We start from the raw sequence: 17,868 nt of genomic DNA on the forward strand, positions 1-17,868 counted from the left end.
CATCAAGTGACATCACTGGAGGTTCGACATGCGCATCTTCGTCACCGGCGCATCCGGCTGGATCGGCTCGCCCACCGTCACCGCGCTGCTCGAGGCCGGCCACCAGGTCGTCGGCCTGGCCCGCTCGGACGCGTCCGCCGCCAAGGTGGCCGCGCTCGGCGCCGAGGTCCGCCGCGGCGACCTGGCCGACCTCGACGGCCTGCGCGCCGCCGCGGCCGACTCGGACGGCGTGATCCACCTCGGCTACAACCACGCCGACTTCTCGCCGGCCGGGATGGCCGCCGCGGCCGCGATGGACCGGGCCGCCATCGACGCGATCGGCGACGCTCTGGCCGGCACCGGCAAGGCGCTGGTGATCGCCTCCGGTGTGATCGGCGCGGCCCCGGGCCGGGCCGCCACCGAGCAGGACCGTCCCGACGCCGGCCAGCACCCGCGGATGGCCAACGCGGCCGCCACCCTCGCCCTCGCCGACCGCGGCGTGCGCTCCGCGGTGGTCCGGTTCGCGCCCACCGTGCACGGCAAGGGCGACCACGGCTTCATGGCTACGCTGGTCGACATCGCCCGCCGCGGCGGCGTGAGCGGCTACCCCGGCGACGGCGGCAACCGCTGGCCGGCCGTGCACGTCCGGGACGCCGCCGCCCTGCTCCGGCTCGTCGTCGAGCGGGCGACCCCCGGCTCGGTGTGGCACGCGATCGCCGACGAGGGCGTGCCCACCAGGGAGATCGCCGAGGCGATCGGCCGGGCCACCGACCTCCCGGTGAAGGAGGTGCCGGCCGAGCACTTCGAGTGGCTGGCCGCGTTCTTCGCGATGGACCTGCCGATCACCAGCGAGTACACCCGGCGGACCCTGGGCTGGCAGCCGACCCACCCGACCCTGATCGAGGACCTCGACGCCGGCGCGTACACGTCGTAAGGAAACCTCGCGGCACGATGCATCGTTGCGAGTAGGTGGGATCTTCCGCGTCATCGAGCCTCAGCCACCGCCAGATCCTCGGGGTGCTCGCCGGGCTGATGCTCGGCATGTTCCTCGCCGCGCTCGACCAGACGATCGTGGCGTCGGCGATCCGGACCATCGGCGACGACCTGCACGGGCTGTCGATGCAGGCGTGGGTCACCACGGCGTACCTGATCACGGCGACCATCTCGACGCCGCTGTACGGCAAGCTCTCCGACATCTACGGCCGCAAGCGGTTCTTCCTGGCCGCTATCACGATCTTCGTGCTCGGCTCGGCCGCCTGCTCCCTCGCCACCTCGATGTACCTCCTGGCCGGCTGCCGGGCGGTGCAGGGGCTGGGAGCGGGCGGCCTGTTCTCCCTCGCGCTGGCGATCATCGCGGACGTGGTCCCGGTCCGGGACCGCCCGCGCTACCAGGGCTACTTCCTGGCCGTCTTCGGCATGGCCAGCGTGCTCGGTCCGGTGATCGGCGGCTTCTTCGCCGGCGCCGACCGGATCCTCGGCGTCGCCGGGTGGCGCTGGGTGTTCCTGGTCAACGTGCCGATCGGCGTGGTCGCGCTGCTGGTGGTCGCCCGGGGGCTGCGCCTGCCGCACGTCCGGCGCGACCACCGGATCGACTGGTGGGGCGCGATCACCATCTGCGTCTGCCTGGCGCCGCTGCTCACCGTGGCCGAGCAGGGCCGGGTCTGGGGCTGGACGTCGGCGGGTTCGCTGACCTGTTTCGCGATCGGGGCCCTCGGGCTGGTGATGTTCCTGCTCACCGAGGCGGTGATGGGCGAGGAGGCGCTGATCCCGCTGCGCTTCTTCGGCAACCCGACCTTCGCGCTGACCTCGGCCGGCGGCTTCGTGATCGGCATGGGCATGTTCGGCGGGCTCGCCCTGCTGCCGCTCTATCTGCAGATCGTACGGGGCGCGACGCCCACCACGTCGGGTCTGCAACTGCTGCCGCTGACCGCCGGCATCATGGCCGGCTCGCTGATCTCCGGCCAGCTGATCGCGCGGACCGGCCGGTACAAGCCGTACCCGATGTCCGGGGCGCTGTTGATGATCTCCGGGCTGCTGCTGCTCGGCGAGATCGGCGTCGACACCCCGTTCTGGCGTACGGGAATCTTCATGGGGGTTTTCGGTCTGGGGTTGGGTTTTGTCCTGCAACCGATCACGCTGGCCGTGCAGAACGCGATGGCGCCCGCGGAGATCGGGGTGGCGACGAGTTCGGCGACGTTCTTCCGGCAGATGGGCGCGACGGCCGGGACGGCGGTCTTCCTGTCCATCCTGTTCGGCACGGTCGGCGACCGGATCGGCGACGCGTTCCGCCAGGCGGCTGTCGCCGCGCCGCCGGTTTCCGGGACGTCGCTGAACGACACCTCGTTCCTGAAGCGGTTGTCGCCGGCGCTCGCCCGGCCGTTTGAGTCCGGGTTTTCGGACGCGATGGACCAGATCTTCTCGTTGGCGGCGCTGCTTCTGGTTGTGGCGTTCGTGCTGTTCATGCTTTTGCCGCAGGTGGAGTTGCGCGCACAGCCGGCGATGGCCACCCGCGAGCCCGAGATCGCTCCCCCGCCCCCGCCCATGCCTGCTCATGCCGAGCCGACCGCGGTCGCGGCCGCGGGGCGGCCCTCGCCGAAGCCCGTTACCCCGCCGACGTCTGGAGTGTCAGTGTCCAATGAGGATCGAAGTCGCCCGGTGGTGAGTGGGCGGGTGGACGGACCCGGCGGGCGGCCGCTGGCCGGTGCGACCGTCACCGTCGCCGAGTTCGCCGGTGGGCAGGTCGCGCACGCCGTCACCGGGGCGGACGGCGAATTCCGGCTGCCGCTGCCGAACGGCGGAGCGTTCCTGCTGATCTGCGCGGCCGACGACCACCAGCCGGCCGCCGTGCTCGTGAACGCCGGGGTCGGCGAGGTGCGCCGGGTGCTCGCGCTGGCCGGCGCGGGTCGCGTCGAGGGCCGGATCACCGACCGGCAGAGCCGGCCGATCGCCCGCGCCTCGGTGACGCTCACCGACCTGAGCGGCACGGTGGTGGCCACCGCGAGCACCGACGCCGACGGCCGCTATCGGCTCGCCGGCCTCGACCGGTCCGACTACATGCTGACCGCGACCGCCGCACACGCCCGCGCGGCGACCCGGATCATCTCGCCCGGCCGAACCCAGGCCGACCTGGTGCTGGCCATCGGCACGACGCTGACCGGGCGCGTGCGGGCGGCCCGATCCGGCCGCCCGGTCCCCGAGGCGTCGGTGGTGGCGGTCGATGCGGCCGGCGAAGTGGCCGGCGCCACCACCACCGACCACGACGGCCGGTACGAGCTGCGCGACCTGCCGCCGGGCACCTACACGGTCGCCGCGAGCGGGTTCGCGCCGGTCGCCAGCCGGGTGGAGGTGAGCGGCGAGCGGGCCGACCACGACATCCTGCTCGGCGCCCCCGCGGTCGTCACGCCGGTTTAGCCGCCGATGTCGTTGACGCAGCGGAGGACCGGGCGGGTGGTCAGGGCGACCGGGTCGAGCGACTGTTCCGAGTGGACGGTGAAGGTGACCGACTCGCCGGGCAGCAGGGTCACGTCGGCGCGGTCGGCCTCGGCTGCCGGGTCGAGGCGGTCGGGGTAGAGGGTCAGCGACCGCAGGATCGTCCCGGCCGTGACGGTGACCATTGTGGACGGTCCGTCGGCTTCGACCGCCGTGGTGCAGGAGGCGGCGGGCCAGTCGATGTCCTTGTCCCGGGCGAAGAACCAGAACGTACGGGCCTCGCCGGAGTCGGCCACGATCAGCTCGGCCGACGGGTCGGCGGGGGTGGTCAGGTCGGGTGGTAGCGGCGTGGTGACCGCGGCGCCGGCCGGGACCGGGACGCTCAGGGTGGCGGCGGCCAGCACGTCGCCGGCCAGGTTGCGGCGGGTCACGGTGGCCTCGACGGTCCATGGCGTGGGGCCATCGTTGACCGCGATCAGGGCGGGGGCGCCCTCGGGGGTGAAGACGGCGCCGGGCTCGACCGGGTCGGGGCCGCCGGGGAGCAGCTCGGCGCCGGTGCGGGGTTGCAGGGTGAGCAGTCGGTCGGCGTACGCGTCGCGCATCGCGTACCAGAGGGGCTTTTTGCGGCCGTAGCCGTCGACCGCGGCCCAGGAGGTGACCGGCCAGCAGTCGTTGAGCTGCCACATGATGGCGCCCATGCAGAGCGGGCGCAGCGAGCGGAAGTGCTCGATGCCGAAGGCCACCGCGCGCGCCTGGTTGAGCTGCGTGAGGTAGTGCCAGTCGTCGAAATCGCGCGGCGCGGGCAGGTGGTTGGTCAGGCCCCGGTCGAGCTTCTGGTCGCCGCCGATCGCCTTCTGGTGGTGGGCCATGCCGGGCGAGTCGGGGGCGAGCGGGTGGTCCGAGAGGGCGCGGGTCAGCGTCGAATACGCGGGCGGGGCCTGGAAGCCGAACTCGGCCACGAAGCGGGGGCGGTACGCGGCGTACTTGGTGTAGTCGTCGGTGTTCCACACGTCCCAGACGTGCGTGGTGCCGTAGGCCGGGTCGTTCGGGTGACGGTCGGGGGTGCCGGAGTATGGGCTGCCCGGCCAGTACGGGCGGGTCGGGTCGAGCTCGGCCACGATCCGCGGCAGCAGCTCGTAGTAATAGGTGGCGCCCCACGACCGCCCGGCCAGCGACTGCTTCCAGTTCCAGTCCTCGTGGCCCCACAGGTTCTCGTTGTTGCCGGTCCACAGCGCGAGGCTGGGGTGCGAGCTGAGGCGCACCACGTTCTCCCGCGCCTCGGCCTCGACCTCGGCGGCGAACGGCTCCTCCTCCGGGTACGCGGCGCAGGCGAAGGTGAAATCCTGCCCGACCAGGAAGCCCAGCTCGTCGGCGAGGTCGTAGAACTCCTCGGACTCGTACCGGCCGCCGCCCCAGACCCGCAGGTAGTTGACGTTGGCGTCGGCGGCCTGGGCGAACCGGGCCGCCAGCCGCGGACGGGTGACGCGGTCGGCGAAGACGTCGTCGGGGATCCAGTTGACGCCGCGGACGAAGACCGGGACGTCGTTGACCACCACCGTGTACGCGTCGCCCGCGGTGTCGATGCGTACCGTGCGGAAGCCGATCATGCGGGACCAGGAGTCGAGGGTGTCCCCGGAAGCCGAGGACAGCGTGACGTCCAGGGTGTAGAGCGACGGGGAACCGTAGCCGCGTGGCCACCAGAGCGCCGGGTCGTCGACGGCGAGGATCAGCAGCGCCTCGATGCCGTCGACGGTGGCCGTGGCTCGGCGGCCGGCGACCGAGGCGGTGATGGTCACCGGCGCCTCGGCCGCCCGCTCGAGCCGCACCCGCACCTCGACCCGGCCCACCCCGGCGCCCACCGTGACCTGGGGGCGGACCTCGGCGAGGCGGGCCACCGACCAGCCGTGCAGGCCGATCGGCTGCCAGATGCCGGCCGTCACCAGGGTCGGCCCCCAGTCCCAGCCGAAGTTGCACGCCTGCTTCCGGATGAAGTTGAACGGCTCACCGTACGCGTTCGGACGGGCCCCCAACCGGCGTTGCTGCTCCTCGGCGTACACATAAGGGCTGTTGAACTTGATCTTCAAGGTGTTGTCGCCCGCGCGCAGCAGGTCGCGGATGTCGAAGCGGTAGCCGCGGTGCATGTTGGCGGTCTGCCCGACCTGTTCGCCGTTCAGCTCGATCGACGCGACCGTGTCGAGGCCCGCGCAGACGAGGTCGATCCGGGGTGTGTCCGGGGTGGCGGTGAAGGAGGTCGCATACTCCCACTCGGTGCGCCCGATCCAGGACAGCTTCGTCTCGTTCTCGTCCAGGTAGGGATCCTCGATGCGGCCGGCCGCGAGCAGATCGGTGTGCACGCACCCGGGAACGCTCGCCGGCAGCCGCGTCACATCGCCGCCGGAAACGGTCCAGCCGTCGTGCAGAGGTCGGTAACTCATCAGTTCTTTACGGCACCTTCCATGATTCCCCGGACGATCTGCCGGCCGCCGATCAGGAGCAGCACTATCAAGGGAACGGTAGCCGCGAACGCGCCCGCCAGCACGCGGCGGTAGATCACGTAGTTGCCGCTGGCGAGGTCGCTGAGCGCGACCATCGAGGTGGGGAAGTCGGTGCCGTTCAGCGTGATCAGTGGCCACTGGAAGTCGTTCCAGGCCATCACGAAGGTGAGCAGCCCGAGGACGGCGAGCGCCGGGCGGATCGCCGGCAGCACGATGCTCCAGTAGACCCGCAGGGTCATCGCGCCGTCGATGCGCGCCGATTCAACCAGTTCGTCCGGCACCGCGTGGGCGATGAACTGCCGCATGTAGAACACGCCGAACGCGCTGACCAGGCCGGGCGCGATGACCGCCAGCAGGGTGCCGTTCCAGCCGATCTTGCCCATCAGGATGTAGAGGGCGACGACGCCGAGCTGGTTGGGCACGGTGAGGGTGAGGATCACCACGAACATCAGCGCGTTGCGGGCCGGGAAGCGCAGCTTCGCGAAGGCGAACCCGGCCAGCGAGCAGAAGAACAGGGTGGCCGCGGTGATCGCGCCGGACACGATCACGCTGTTGATCAGGGAGGCCGTGAAGTAGACCTCCTGCATCGTGAAGACCTCGTGCAGGTTCTCGAACAGCTGGCCGCCCGGGATCACCGAGGGCGGGATCTGCGAGACGGCCGCGTCGGTGCTCGTCGCGATGACGAACATCCAGTACACCGGGAAGGCCGAGAAGATCAAAACGACGATCAGGCCGAGGTACGTCTTCCAGTTGCCGCGGGTCTCCTGCGGCGCCCGGTTCACGAACGTGGTCACCGGTCCCCTCCGATGCGCTTGGTGAGCCCGGCGTTGATCCCGGCGACGATCAGGATGATCAGGAAGAGTGCCCAGCTCATCGCGGCCGCGTACCCGAGGTTGAGGTCCTTCCAGCCGACCTTGTAGATCAGCTGGGCGATGGTCTGGAACTGGTGTGCCGAGCCGCCGGTCGCCGACTGGGGGTTCTCGTCGAACATCATCGGCTCGTTGAACAGCTGCAGGCCGCCGATCGTCGAGAGGATCACGGTGAACACGACGACCGGCTGGATCATCGGCACGGTGATCCGCCAGAGTTGACGCCACGGGCCGGCGCCGTCGACGGCGGCCGCCTCGTACACGTCCTTGGGAATGGCCTGCATCGCGGAGAGATAGAGCAGCGCGTTGTAGCCGATCCACTTCCAGTTGACCATGGTGGCGATCGCGATCCAGCTGCTCCACTTCTCGGCCCGCCAGTCCAGCGGGTGGTCCTGGCCGAAGCCGACCAGGGAGAGGAACCAGTTCGCCATGCCGTTGTCGCGGGCGAAGAAGACCGAGAAGACCAGCGTCGAGGCGACCACCGGGGTGAGGTACGGCAGCAGGATGCCGATCCGCCACCAGGTCTGCGCCCGCAGCTTGCGGTTGAGCAGGTTCGCCACGATCAGCGCGAGCAGCAGCTGGGGCACGGTCGAGAGCAGGAAGATGCCGAACGTGTTGTAGAGCGCGTTCCAGAAGTCGGAGTCGTGGAGCAGCTTCGTGAAGTTGGCGAAGCCGGCCCAGCCGTCCTTGTCCGGTTCGTCGAGTCGCCAGGTGCGCAGCGACACGACCGCGTTGTAGACGATCGGGAACAGGCCGAAGATCGCGAACAGGAGGAAGAACGGAGCGATGAAGACGTACGGGATCGCCCGGATGTCGAAGCGGTAGAGCCAGAGTCTGGTCCGGCTCGGCTCGACCGGGGGCGCCTCGTGGTGCGGCGACGGCCGGAGCTGGGTGAGGGACACGGCCACTCCTAGCTAAGGGCGGGGCGGCAACGCGCCGCCCCGCCGTACGAACGTGGTGCTGTCAGGAGTTGGCGGCCTTCTCGGCTTCCTTGACCGCTACCGCCCAGGCGTCGGCCGACTTGAGCTTGCCCTGCTGGACCTGGGTGATCACGTCCTCGACCGCGACCCGGGTGGGGCCGGCCTTCTTGCCCAGGTACTGCGGCTTCAGGTTCGCCGCGGTGGCCGCGAAGATCTGGCCGGTCGGGGCGTTGCTCATGAACTCCTTCTTGTAGTCGAGCACCGCCGGGTCCTTGTAGAGATCGGGCTGCGAGGGCAGGTTGCCGACCGTCTTGAAGACCTCGATCTGCTGCTCCGGCGCGACCATCCACTTCACGAAGTCGACCGCGGCGTCGATGTTCTTGCCCTGGGCCGGGATGGTCCACCAGGAACCGCCCCAGTTACCGCCGCCACCCGGGATGGATGCGATGTCCCACTTGCCCTTCTGGTCGGGCGCGGTGTCCTGGATGTGGCCGATCATCCAGGCCGGGCAGGCCAGGACCGCGAACTGGTCCTTCTTGAAGCCCTGGTCCCAGTTGGGCTGGAAGCTGGCGAGGTTCGCCGACAGGCCGGCGTCGATCGCCTTCATGCTGACGTCGAACGCGACCTTCGGACCGCCGTCCATCTGCAGCTTGTCGCTGGTGTCGAAGAAGCCGACCGGCTGCTGGGCGAGCACCGGGTTGAACATGTTGGTGCCGGAGTCGACGAACTTCTTGCCGGTCTTGGCGACGTACTGCTTGCCGACGTTGATGAAGGAGTCCCAGTCGGGCCACAGCTTCGAGACGGCGTCCCGGTCGGTGGGCAGGCCGGCCTTCTTGAACAGGTCGGAGCGGTAGCACATGGCCAGGCCGCCGACGTCGGTGCCGAGGCCGATCTGCTTGCCGTCCGGCGACATCGACTCCTGCCACTTCCACGGCAGGTACTTCGACTGGTATTCGGCGCCACCCTTGTCCATCAGGTTGACGAACTTGTCCGCCTGGCTGCGGAACTGGACGATGAAGCCCTCGTCGATGGCCGAGATGTCCGGGGCGCCGGAGCCGGCGACCAGCTTCTTCTGCAGGTCCTCGTGCTGGGCGTTGTACTCGCCGGAGTTCAGCACGATCTTGACGTTCGGGTGGGCCGCCTCGTACTCGGCCTTGAGCTTGTCCAGGCCCATGTCGCCCCAGAACGCGACCTTGAGCGTGATGGTGCCGCTGCCGCCCTTGTCGCCGCCCTCGAGCTTCTGCCCGCTACAGCCCGTCAGGGCCAGTGCTGCCGCCAGGCCGGCCGCAGCCGACGCTTTGCCAAGCCGTTTCATTGCGCCTCCACCGAGGAGAGAATTTACTGAACCGGGTAAGTTGTGGTGACGCTAAGCCTCGCCTCGATGACTGTCAATAGCGGGTTACCAGGTTGATTTCCCCTCGTTGTCAGTGACCATTAAGCGGCTCTAAACGGACTTTTGCCTCATGGGGTTTACAAGCCAGGGTGTGCCCGACAACACTTAACCGCTCAAGCCCGGGGCGTGGCGCTTGGCCATCTCGTCGCGCCGGGGCGTGAGAGCGCTCTACCGAAACTGATCCCGGTAAGCTTCAGCCGGAAACTAGAGGGAGACCGAGTGAAGCGGCCCACGATCGCCGACATCGCGCGGCGGGCGGGCGTGTCCAAGGGCGCCGTCTCGTACGCGCTGAACGGACAGCCCGGAGTCTCCGAGGCGACGCGGCAGCGCATCGTTGCCATCGCGCAGGAGATCGGGTTCAACCCGAACAGCGCCGCCCGCGCGCTGTCCGGCGCCAGCGCGCGCGCCGTCGGCCTCACCCTGTGCCGGCCCGCCCGCATCCTCGGCATCGAGCCCTGGTTCATGGGGCTGATCAGCGGTTTCGAGGCCGAGCTCTCGGCCCGGTCGTACGCGTTGACCCTGCAGGTCGTGGCCACCCCCGAGCTCGAGGTCGAGGTCTACCGGCGGTGGTGGGGCGAGCGCCGGATCGACGGCGTGATCGTCACCGACCTGCGGGAAAACGACATCCGCATCCCGGTGCTGCAGCAGCTCCAACTGCCGGCCGTGGTGATCGGCGGCCCCGGCGAGACCGGCACGATCGCGCAGATCTGGTCGGACGACGCCGGCGCGATCACCGAGGCGGTGCGCTACCTGGTCGCGCTCGGGCACCGGCGGATAGCCCGGGTCAGCGGCCTGCCCGGCCTGCTGCACACCCAGACGCGGACCAGGGCGTTCAACGACATCTGCTCGTCGCTCGGCCTGGAGGCGAACACGGTGCCCTCCGACTACACCGGCGAGGAGGGCAGCCGCGCCACCCGCCGGCTACTGATCGACTCGGACCGGCCCACCGCGATCATCTACGACAACGACGTGATGGCGGTGGCCGGGCTGGCGGTGGCCCAGGAGATGGGGCTGGCCGTGCCCGGCGACCTGTCCATCGTGGCCTGGGACGACTCGCCGCTGTGCAGCCTCGTGCACCCGCCGCTGACCGCACTGACCCGCGACATCGCCGAGTACGGCGCACACGCGGCCCGGGAACTGCTGGCCTCGATCGACGGCAAACAGGTCAGCAACGTCGAAGCCGGCACGGCCCACCTCACCCCCCGCGGAAGCACAGCCCCGCCACGCTAGCGGGCGGCGCTCCCACGCTCAGCGAGACACCCGTCTCGCACTGTGGGGCCGCCGTTCGTCACCCTGGAGGACACGTGGACGATCGTCAAGCACGATGACTCTCCAGGTACGCCTCGATCCGCTCGGCCGGCGCGGGCCGCCCCAGCTCGAAGCCCTGCCCATAGGGACATCCCGCCTTCGCCGCCCGCTCGACCTGCTCCGGCGTCTCCAGCCCCTTCGCCACGATCTCCAGCCCCAGCCGGCGCCCCAAACTCACCACCACGTCGATCACCGCCGGGCTGCTCCCCGCCGCCGCCTCGGACGGCGTATTGACCAGCGAGGCGTCCAGCTTGAGCATGTCGACCGGGAGCCGGCGCAGATGCGACAGCGACGCCTGCCCAGCGCCGAAGTCGTCGAGCGCGGCCCGCACGCCCTGCTTGCGCAGGCCGGCCAGGGACGCCACGATGGCCGGCACGTCCTCGGCGATCCAGTCCTCGGCGACCTCGATGACCAGGCGCTCGGGCGGCAACTGATAGCGCTTCAGGGTGGCCGCCACGCGGTCCGGGAAACGCGCGGTGAGCAGCTCGCGGGGCGCCACGTTCACCGACAGCCAGAACGGGTGCTCGCCGGCCGCCCAGGCCGCCAGGTGCTTGCAGGCGGCATCCAGCACCCACTCGTCGATGTCGGCGGCGATGCCGACCGCCCGCGCGATCGGCAGCAGCTCGGCCGGCAGAATCGTGCCCAGCTCGGGGTGCCGCCAGCGCAGCAGCGCCTCCACCCCGACCGGCAGCTGGTCGCGCAGGTCCACCACCGGCTGGAAGACCAGGTCGAGCTCGCCCCGCCCGGCCGCGCCGAGCAGCTGCTGCTCCAGCTCCATCCGGCGGTTGAGCTTCATCTCGACATCCGGGTCGTACCACTCGACCCGGTCGAGGCCGAGCTGCCGGGCGCGCTTGCGGGCCAGGTCGGCCTGGCGCAGCACCTCCTCCGAGTCACCGCCGCCGGCCAGCTCGGCCAGGCCGATGCTGGTGTGCAGCTCGACCAGCGAACCGGGCAGCTCGAGCGGCTCGGCCAGCACCGCGGCGATCCGGGTGGCCAGCGCGTACGCCAGCACCGCGCCGTCCGAGGTGAGCACCGCGAACTCGTCGCCGCCCAGCCGGGCCGGGATGTCGTCCTCGGCCAGCAGCGACCGGAGCCGGCGGCCCACCTCGGTCAGCACCGCGTCGCCGGTCGCCCGCCCGCGGCTGTCGTTGATCTCGGCGAGGCCGTGCAGGTCGATCACCAGCAGGCTGCCCGCCCGGCCGGGACGGCGACGGTACGCCAGCACGTCGCGCATCAGCGCCCGGCGGTTGGCCAGCCCGGTGAGCTGGTCGGTGTAGGGCACCTTCTGCAGCGCCCGCTCGAGGTGCTTGCGCTCGCTGACGTCGCGCACGTGCACCACCAGGGCGGCCACCTCGGGCACCGCGCGCTGGTCGGCGATCGTCGACTCGGTGTCCCGCCAGAGCTCGGCGCCGTCCCGCAGGCGGGCGCTGACCAGCGCGGGCGGCCCCTCGTCGTGCTCGCCGGCGAGCACCGAGTCGATCACCGCCTGGGCGGCGACGACGTCGTCGGGGTGGATCAGATCACGGAATGCGCGGCCGACCACCTCGTCGTCGGCGAGGCCGAAGAGCCGGGACGCGGCCGGCGACTGCCACCTGATCCGCTGCCGCTCGTCGAGCACCAGGGTGAGGTCGGTGGCGCCGGCCACCAGCGACCGGAAATGCGCCTCGGCGATCTGCAACTGGCCGGCGTAGCGCCGGATGTCCCGCACCACCAGCAGCTCCCGCAGGACCAGCACGGCGACCATGCAGATGCCGAGGACGACGCCGAGCGTGTCGAAGGTGCGCGCGGTGATCAGGTGCCACAGGGCGGCGACCACGCCGACCGCCGCCGGGGCGGCCAGCAGCGGATAGCTGGCCAGCACCTGGTCGGGGTTGCGCGGCTCGAGCGGTGGCGGTGCCAGGCGCCGGCGGGAGCCGCCGTCGGCCGAGGCGGCCAGCCCGGCCACGATCGGCAGGCCGAGCAGTGGGAACGCGACGCCGTCGCGGCCCATGACGACCATCGTGGCGATGATGCCGAGGGCGGCCATGACCGCGATCGCGCCGGCGCCGCAGCGCACCGACGGGCCGCCGTGCGGGCGGCTGCGCAGCACGGCGACCACGGTGATCGCGATGGCGACCGCGCCGAGGACGGTCACCGGGAGGGTCGCCACGTGCTGGTGTTTGACCGGGGGGATCAGGTAGCCCGCGAAGGCGAGGCTCACACCCAGGCCGGCGCCGTCGAACGCGCGACGGGTGCGGACCACCCAGGTGGTCGCCTGGCCCGGGAGGAACAGCACGCCGATCGCGAAGAGGGCGACGGTCACCGCGTACCCGCAAGTCACCCAGACGCCCGCCGCCGGCGGGCCCCAGAGCGGGACCATCGCGGTGAGAGCGGTGGCCAGCGCGGCCAGGCCGATGAAACCGGCGCCCTTGCAGGCGACGAACGTGCCGTCGGCGTGGTGGATGTCGAGGGCGGCGCGGACCAGGTGGGAGCAGGCCCAGAGCCCGGCGCCGCCGACCCCGATGGCCAGCGCGACCGCGGGTGGGGTCAGGCCGGTCGCGCCCGCCAGCAGCACGACCACGGCGACCGTGGGCACGGCCAGGAACGTCACCCGGTCGGAGGGCCGGGAGTGCACGGGGGGTTGCACTGCCACGTCGACGGATCCTCTGCGGTGCCGGTCGGACAAGGGGTATCGGCTAGTAGGGATCAACGAACGTCCCTCGAACAGGTTACGGCCCGGTCGGGTCCGAACGCATCCGCGGTTCGTCGCCTGTGGACAACCCGGCCGCGGCCGGGCCGCCGGGCGGGGGTGGGACAATGGCCCGGTGCGAAGAAAGCCCCTGCTCCGCGTCCGCAAGACCGGCGCGCTCCTGGTCGCCGCCGTGATCGCGTTCGTCAGCGCGGTGCCGTTCGCCGGGGCCCGGTGGCAGCTGACCCCCGTCCTGCTCATCCCGCTCGCGATCTTCGTCTGGGCCTGGCGGTCCGGCACCGATGTCTACCCCGACGAGTTGCGGGTAAAGGCCTTGATCGGAACCACCCGGGTGCCCTGGCCGCGGATCGCCGAGCTGGCGCCCGACCCGCGCGGCCGGGTCTCCGCCCTGCTCGACAACGGAAATGTGATCCGTCTGACCGGGGTCACCCAGGGCAATCTCGCCCGCGTGCTGGCCGCCGGCAAGCAAGAGATCAGTCACCCCGACTGATCGGCCGGGGCTTTCCAGGCAGCGCCGCTACCCTGGGGTGCGTCGAAGGTCGAGGAGGTCGCGTGATCCTGCGTTACCGGCGCCGCCGAGCGCTGGCCGGCGCGTCGCTCGCCGCTGTGCTGGCGCTGACCGCGGCCTGCAGCTTCGGCCCGCCCGGCGCCGACGAGCAGGGCACCCCGCCCAACCTGCCGGCCCCCTCGGCGGCGGAGTCGGCGAGCGCCGATCCCGGCGGCGGCGACTCGGAGGTCGTCGTCACGGTGCTGGCCAAGAAGCTGGAGGTCCCCTGGGGCATGGCCTTCCTGCCCGACGGGTCCGCGCTGGTCACCGAGCGGGACACCGGCCGCATCCTGCAGGTCGGCCCGGAATCGGATGCGAACGGTTTGACCGTCACCGAGGTGCAACGGCTCGCCGAGGTGCAGGCCTCCGGCGACGGCGGCCTGCTCGGCATCGCGGTCTCGCCGAAGTATGCGACCGACAAGACGATCTACGTCTACTACTCCACCACCAAGGACAACCGGATCGGCAAGCTGGTGCTGAAGGGGAAGCTGCAGCCGATCCTGACCGGCATCCCGCGCTCGGCCGACGACAACGGCGGCGCGCTCGCCTTCGGCCCCGACGGCTACCTCTACGCCGGCACCGGCGACGGCACCAGCGGCACCCAGGCGCAGGACCCGAAGAGCCTGGGCGGCAAGATCCTGCGGATGACCACGGCGGGCAAGCCGGCGCCCGGCAACCCGGTCAAGGATTCCCTGGTCTGGTCGCTGGGCCACCGCAACGTGCAGGGCCTGGCCTGGGATGCCAAGAAGCGGATGTACGCGAGCGACAGCGGCCAGCCGAAGAACGGCGAGCTCAACGTTATCGTCAAGGGCAAGAACTACGGCTGGGCCAAGGCCGACGGGCCGAGCACCGACGCGACGCTGACCAACCCGCTGTACAGCTGGCCGATCGCCGATTCGTACTGCTCGGGGGTGGCGGTGGCGGACCAGTCGGTGGCGACCGCGTGCCTGCTCGGCAAGCGGGTCTGGCTGCTGAACGTGACCGCCAACGGGACGGTGCTGGGCAACCCGCAGGCGCTGCTGACCGGCGAGTACGGCCGGCTGCGCGGGCTGGTCTCCGCCCCGGACGGGTCGCTGTGGGCCAGCACGTCGAACCAGGAGGACGCCGGTGACCCGGGCCCTGACGACGACCGGATCCTCCGGATCGTCTTCTCCGACGGCGGCGCCGGAATCACCTGATCCGAGATGACCCCTCCGGACCGGCTCCGCCACCTGTCCTCCGCACGCCGCCGCCTGCTCGACGCCGCGGCGTGGACCGGGCGTGCCTACCGCAACCGGTGGACCCGCCGGATCCGGGTCGCCGCAGCGATCGCCGTGATCGGCATCGGCGGCGTGGTGATCGGCACGATGCTGTTCGCGCACGCCAACTTCGCCGTGGGCCCGTTCCGGGCCGAGATGTCGATCAGCCCGTCGATCCAGGGCGGCACCGAGGTGGACATCCCGCCGCTCGGCTCGCTGCACCTGGACAGCCACGACGGGCCGATCCACCTCAAGGTCAACCTGGGCTCGCTGGACCAGAGCCGCACCGAGGCGCTGATCGACGACCCGGCCGCGATCAGTTCCGCCGGCGAGCACGCGGTCGACGACGTACGGGCCGGGGTGGTCCGCCTCGGCATCCGCACGCTGGGCATCGCGGTGCTCAGCGCGCTGCTGCTGTCCGCGCTGGTCTTCCGGAACATCCGCCGGGTCGCCGCCGCCGGCGTGACGGCGCTGGTAGTGACGCTCGGCAGCCTGGGCCTCGCGGCCGTCACCCTGCGTCCCGGCTCGATTGCCGAGCCGCGCTACGAGGGCCTGCTGGTCAACGCGCCGGCCGTGGTCGGTGACGCCCGGCGGATCGCCGACAACTACGGTAAGTACGCCGACCAGCTGCAACAGATCGTCAGCAACGTGAGCCGCCTGTACACCACGGTGTCGTCGCTGCCGGTGTACGAGCCGGCCGGCAACACCACCCGTATCCTGCACATCTCCGACCTGCACCTGAACCCGTCGTCCTGGGGCCTGATCCGCACCGTGGTGCAGACCTTCGACATCGACGCGGTGGTCGACACGGGCGACATGGTCGACTGGGGTTCGGCCGCCGAGACCAGCTACGTCAGCTCGATCCGGTCGGTCGGCGTCCCGTACATCTATGTCCGCGGCAACCACGACTCGGGGATCATCCAGTCGGCGGTGGGCCGGGAGAAGAACGCGATCGTGCTGGACAACAAGATCACGACGATCGACGGGCTCACCATCGCCGGCATCGGCGACCCGGAATTCACGCCGGACAAGACCACCGCCCCGGCCAAGGTGAACGCGGACGACCCGGGCAGCAGCCCGCTCGTGGCGGCCGGCGACCGGCTCGCCCAGACGATCCGGGCCAGCGGCAAGCCGGTGGACATCGCCATGGTGCACGACCCGGCGATGGCCGGCCCGCTGTCCGGGGTGGTGCCGCTGGTGCTGGCCGGCCACCTGCACCACCGCGAGGTGAGCCTGCTGCCGGCGCCCGCCCCCGAGCCGTCGGCCTCGGACGTGCCGGCCTCGCCCGCCCCGTCGCCATCGGTCGCGGCGGACGGCGCGCGGGACCCGATGACGACCCGGCTGATGGTGGAGGGGTCGACGGGTGGCGCCGGGCTGCGCGGGCTGGAGAAGGAGAAGCCCACCCCGCTCACCCTGTCGGTGCTCTACTTCGACGAGAAACACCAGCTCAAGGCGTACGACGACATCCAGCTGGGCGGCACCGGCGAGTCCAACGTGACGATGCAGCGGAACGTGATCGGTGCCGACGCCGAGCAGGTCACGCCGACCAGCGCGTCGCCCAGCTGATCGGGCTTGACCTTGCCCCTGGGGCAGGGTTCGAGGATGACGTCATGAACGAGATGACGCACCTCAACGAGCGGATCCCGGCCTTCTGCGAGGCGAACCTGGTCCCCGGTTACCTGGCCGGCGTGTATCAGGGCGGCTCGGTGGAGATCGTGGCGCACGGCACGGCGAACGTGGCCTCCGGCGCGCCGATGCGGCCGGACACCGGGTTCCTGTTCGGCTCGATCACCAAGGTAATGACCAGCACCCTGCTGCTTCAGCAGGTCGAACGCGGAACGCTGGAGCTGGACCGGCCGGTGATCGGCTACCTGCCGTCGTTCCGGCTCGCCACGCCGGGTGCGGCCGACAAGATCCTGGTCCGGCACCTGCTCTCGCACGACAGCGGGATCGACGCCGATCTGTACTTTCCGGACGCGTCCGGGCCGGAGGCGCTGGAGGTCTACCTCGACGGGCTGGGCCGCCACTGCGGGTCGCTGTTCGAGCCGGGCGAGTACGTCAGCTACTCCAACGGCGGCATGATCGTCGCCGGCCGGCTGCTCGAGACGGTGACCGGCGTGCGGTACCACGATCTGCTGCGCCGGGACGTGTTCGAGCCGCTGGGCATGACCGGCGCCGCGGTCTCGGCGAAGGAGGCGATCCTGCGGAGCACGGCGATCGGCCACTTCCCGTCGGCCGAGACCGGGGCGGCCCGGCCTACCTCGATGTTCATGCTGCCGGACACCTGGGGGCCGGCCGGCGCCACCCCGATCGGAACCATCCGCGACCTGATCGCGCTGGGCCGGATGCACCTCGACGGCGGGGGCGGCGTCCTCTCGGCCGAGATGACCGAGCGGATGCACACGGTCGCGCACGACATGGGGGTGCCGAACGTGCCCCCGGTCGGACTCGGCCTGTTGCTCATCCCGTTCGGCGACACGACGGTGCTCTCGATGTCCGGGGCGTCGCCGGGCGGGGTGGCGGTGCTGGCCGTGGTGCCGTCGCTCGACCTGGTGTTCGCGGCGTTCGGCAACGCGCCGCAGGCGTTGGCGCTGCACAACGAGTTGTTGTTGTGGCTGGTCCGCCGGCAGGCGCCGGTCTCCTTCCCGGCCCTCGAACCAATCAAGATCGACCTGCGGAGGTACGCCGGGACCTACCGCTCGCAGCAGTTGCGGGTGGACGTCCGGGTCGTGGACGGCGGCCTGGAGGAACAGGTGACCTACGAGCCAGCCGACGCCTCGCAGGAGTCGATCTTCACCCAGTTCGCCGGCGGGTCGTTCGCGGCACCGCCGACCCGTTACATCGCCGTCGGCAAGGACCTGTTCGCGCCGGCCGCGCTGCCGCTGGAGACGCTGGACGGGCACGCACGCCAATACCTGATCTCCTACCTAGGCGACAAGGACGGCCGCCCGACCCATCGTTGCGCCGGCGGCCGCATGACCCGGCGCGTGCCGGAATGACA

At 71.0% G+C, this 17,868-nt stretch carries 12 protein-coding genes; 7 read left to right on the forward strand and 5 right to left on the reverse strand.

Translation table 11 applies throughout. The features are described from left to right. Positions 1-28: 28 nt before the first annotated feature. On the forward strand, positions 29-913 hold the full coding sequence (locus IH26_RS0111755; protein WP_030436190.1) for an SDR family oxidoreductase: 885 nt from the start codon (positions 29-31) through the stop codon (positions 911-913). Positions 914-948: 35 nt separating this feature from the next. After that, the gene (locus tag IH26_RS0111760) at positions 949-3,390 is read left to right on the forward strand and encodes an MFS transporter (protein WP_030436191.1); all 2,442 of its coding nucleotides are present in this window, start codon (positions 949-951) and stop codon (positions 3,388-3,390) included. Here IH26_RS0111760 and IH26_RS0111765 read toward each other — a convergent pair. The 4 genes from IH26_RS0111765 to IH26_RS0111780 all read right to left on the reverse strand — a co-directional run bounded on the left by IH26_RS0111765 (position 3,387) and on the right by IH26_RS0111780 (position 9,007). After that, complete coding sequence (locus tag IH26_RS0111765) at positions 3,387-5,843, reverse strand: glycoside hydrolase family 2 protein (RefSeq protein ID WP_030436192.1); 2,457 nt, start codon at positions 5,841-5,843, stop codon at positions 3,387-3,389. The two genes, IH26_RS0111760 and IH26_RS0111765, sit on opposite strands and share 4 nt — an antisense overlap. After that, a complete protein-coding gene (locus tag IH26_RS0111770; protein ID WP_030436193.1) occupies positions 5,843-6,697 on the reverse strand; it encodes a carbohydrate ABC transporter permease in 855 nt (284 codons plus the stop codon). Before IH26_RS0111770 ends, IH26_RS0111765 begins: the two co-directional genes overlap by 1 nt. Continuing rightward, positions 6,694-7,674, reverse strand: coding sequence for a carbohydrate ABC transporter permease (locus IH26_RS0111775; RefSeq protein ID WP_034214900.1), 981 nt, complete (start codon positions 7,672-7,674; stop codon positions 6,694-6,696). Before IH26_RS0111775 ends, IH26_RS0111770 begins: the two co-directional genes overlap by 4 nt. Positions 7,675-7,735: 61 nt before the next feature. Further along, a complete protein-coding gene (locus tag IH26_RS0111780; RefSeq protein WP_030436195.1) occupies positions 7,736-9,007 on the reverse strand; it encodes an ABC transporter substrate-binding protein in 1,272 nt (423 codons plus the stop codon). 297 nt (positions 9,008-9,304) lie between these two features. Here IH26_RS0111780 and IH26_RS0111785 point away from each other — a divergent pair, with 297 nt between their 5' ends. Continuing rightward, positions 9,305-10,315, forward strand: coding sequence for a LacI family DNA-binding transcriptional regulator (locus IH26_RS0111785; protein WP_030436196.1), 1,011 nt, complete (start codon positions 9,305-9,307; stop codon positions 10,313-10,315). 85 nt (positions 10,316-10,400) lie between these two features. Here IH26_RS0111785 and IH26_RS0111790 read toward each other — a convergent pair whose 3' ends face one another. Further along, positions 10,401-13,025 carry a putative bifunctional diguanylate cyclase/phosphodiesterase gene (locus tag IH26_RS0111790; RefSeq protein ID WP_030436197.1) on the reverse strand — a complete coding sequence of 875 codons (2,625 nt, stop codon included), beginning with the start codon at positions 13,023-13,025 and terminating at the stop codon, positions 10,401-10,403. Between the two features lie 172 nt (positions 13,026-13,197). On the opposite strand from IH26_RS0111790, the gene IH26_RS0111795 reads away from it, so the two are divergent. From IH26_RS0111795 to IH26_RS0111810, 4 genes are all read left to right on the forward strand, one after another. After that, positions 13,198-13,572, forward strand: coding sequence for a PH domain-containing protein (locus IH26_RS0111795; RefSeq protein WP_030436198.1), 375 nt, complete (start codon positions 13,198-13,200; stop codon positions 13,570-13,572). Positions 13,573-13,640: 68 nt separating this feature from the next. Continuing rightward, on the forward strand, positions 13,641-14,807 hold the full coding sequence (locus tag IH26_RS0111800; RefSeq protein ID WP_030436199.1) for a PQQ-dependent sugar dehydrogenase: 1,167 nt from the start codon (positions 13,641-13,643) through the stop codon (positions 14,805-14,807). 6 nt (positions 14,808-14,813) lie between these two features. Then, complete coding sequence (locus tag IH26_RS0111805) at positions 14,814-16,433, forward strand: metallophosphoesterase family protein (RefSeq protein WP_030436200.1); 1,620 nt, start codon at positions 14,814-14,816, stop codon at positions 16,431-16,433. Positions 16,434-16,477: 44 nt separating this feature from the next. Next, positions 16,478-17,866, forward strand: coding sequence for a serine hydrolase domain-containing protein (locus IH26_RS0111810; protein WP_030436201.1), 1,389 nt, complete (start codon positions 16,478-16,480; stop codon positions 17,864-17,866). The last annotated feature ends 2 nt before the right edge of the window (positions 17,867-17,868 follow it).

It is taken from the genome of Actinoplanes subtropicus (assembly GCF_000721705.1).
GTDB lineage: Bacteria > Actinomycetota > Actinomycetes > Mycobacteriales > Micromonosporaceae > Actinoplanes > Actinoplanes subtropicus.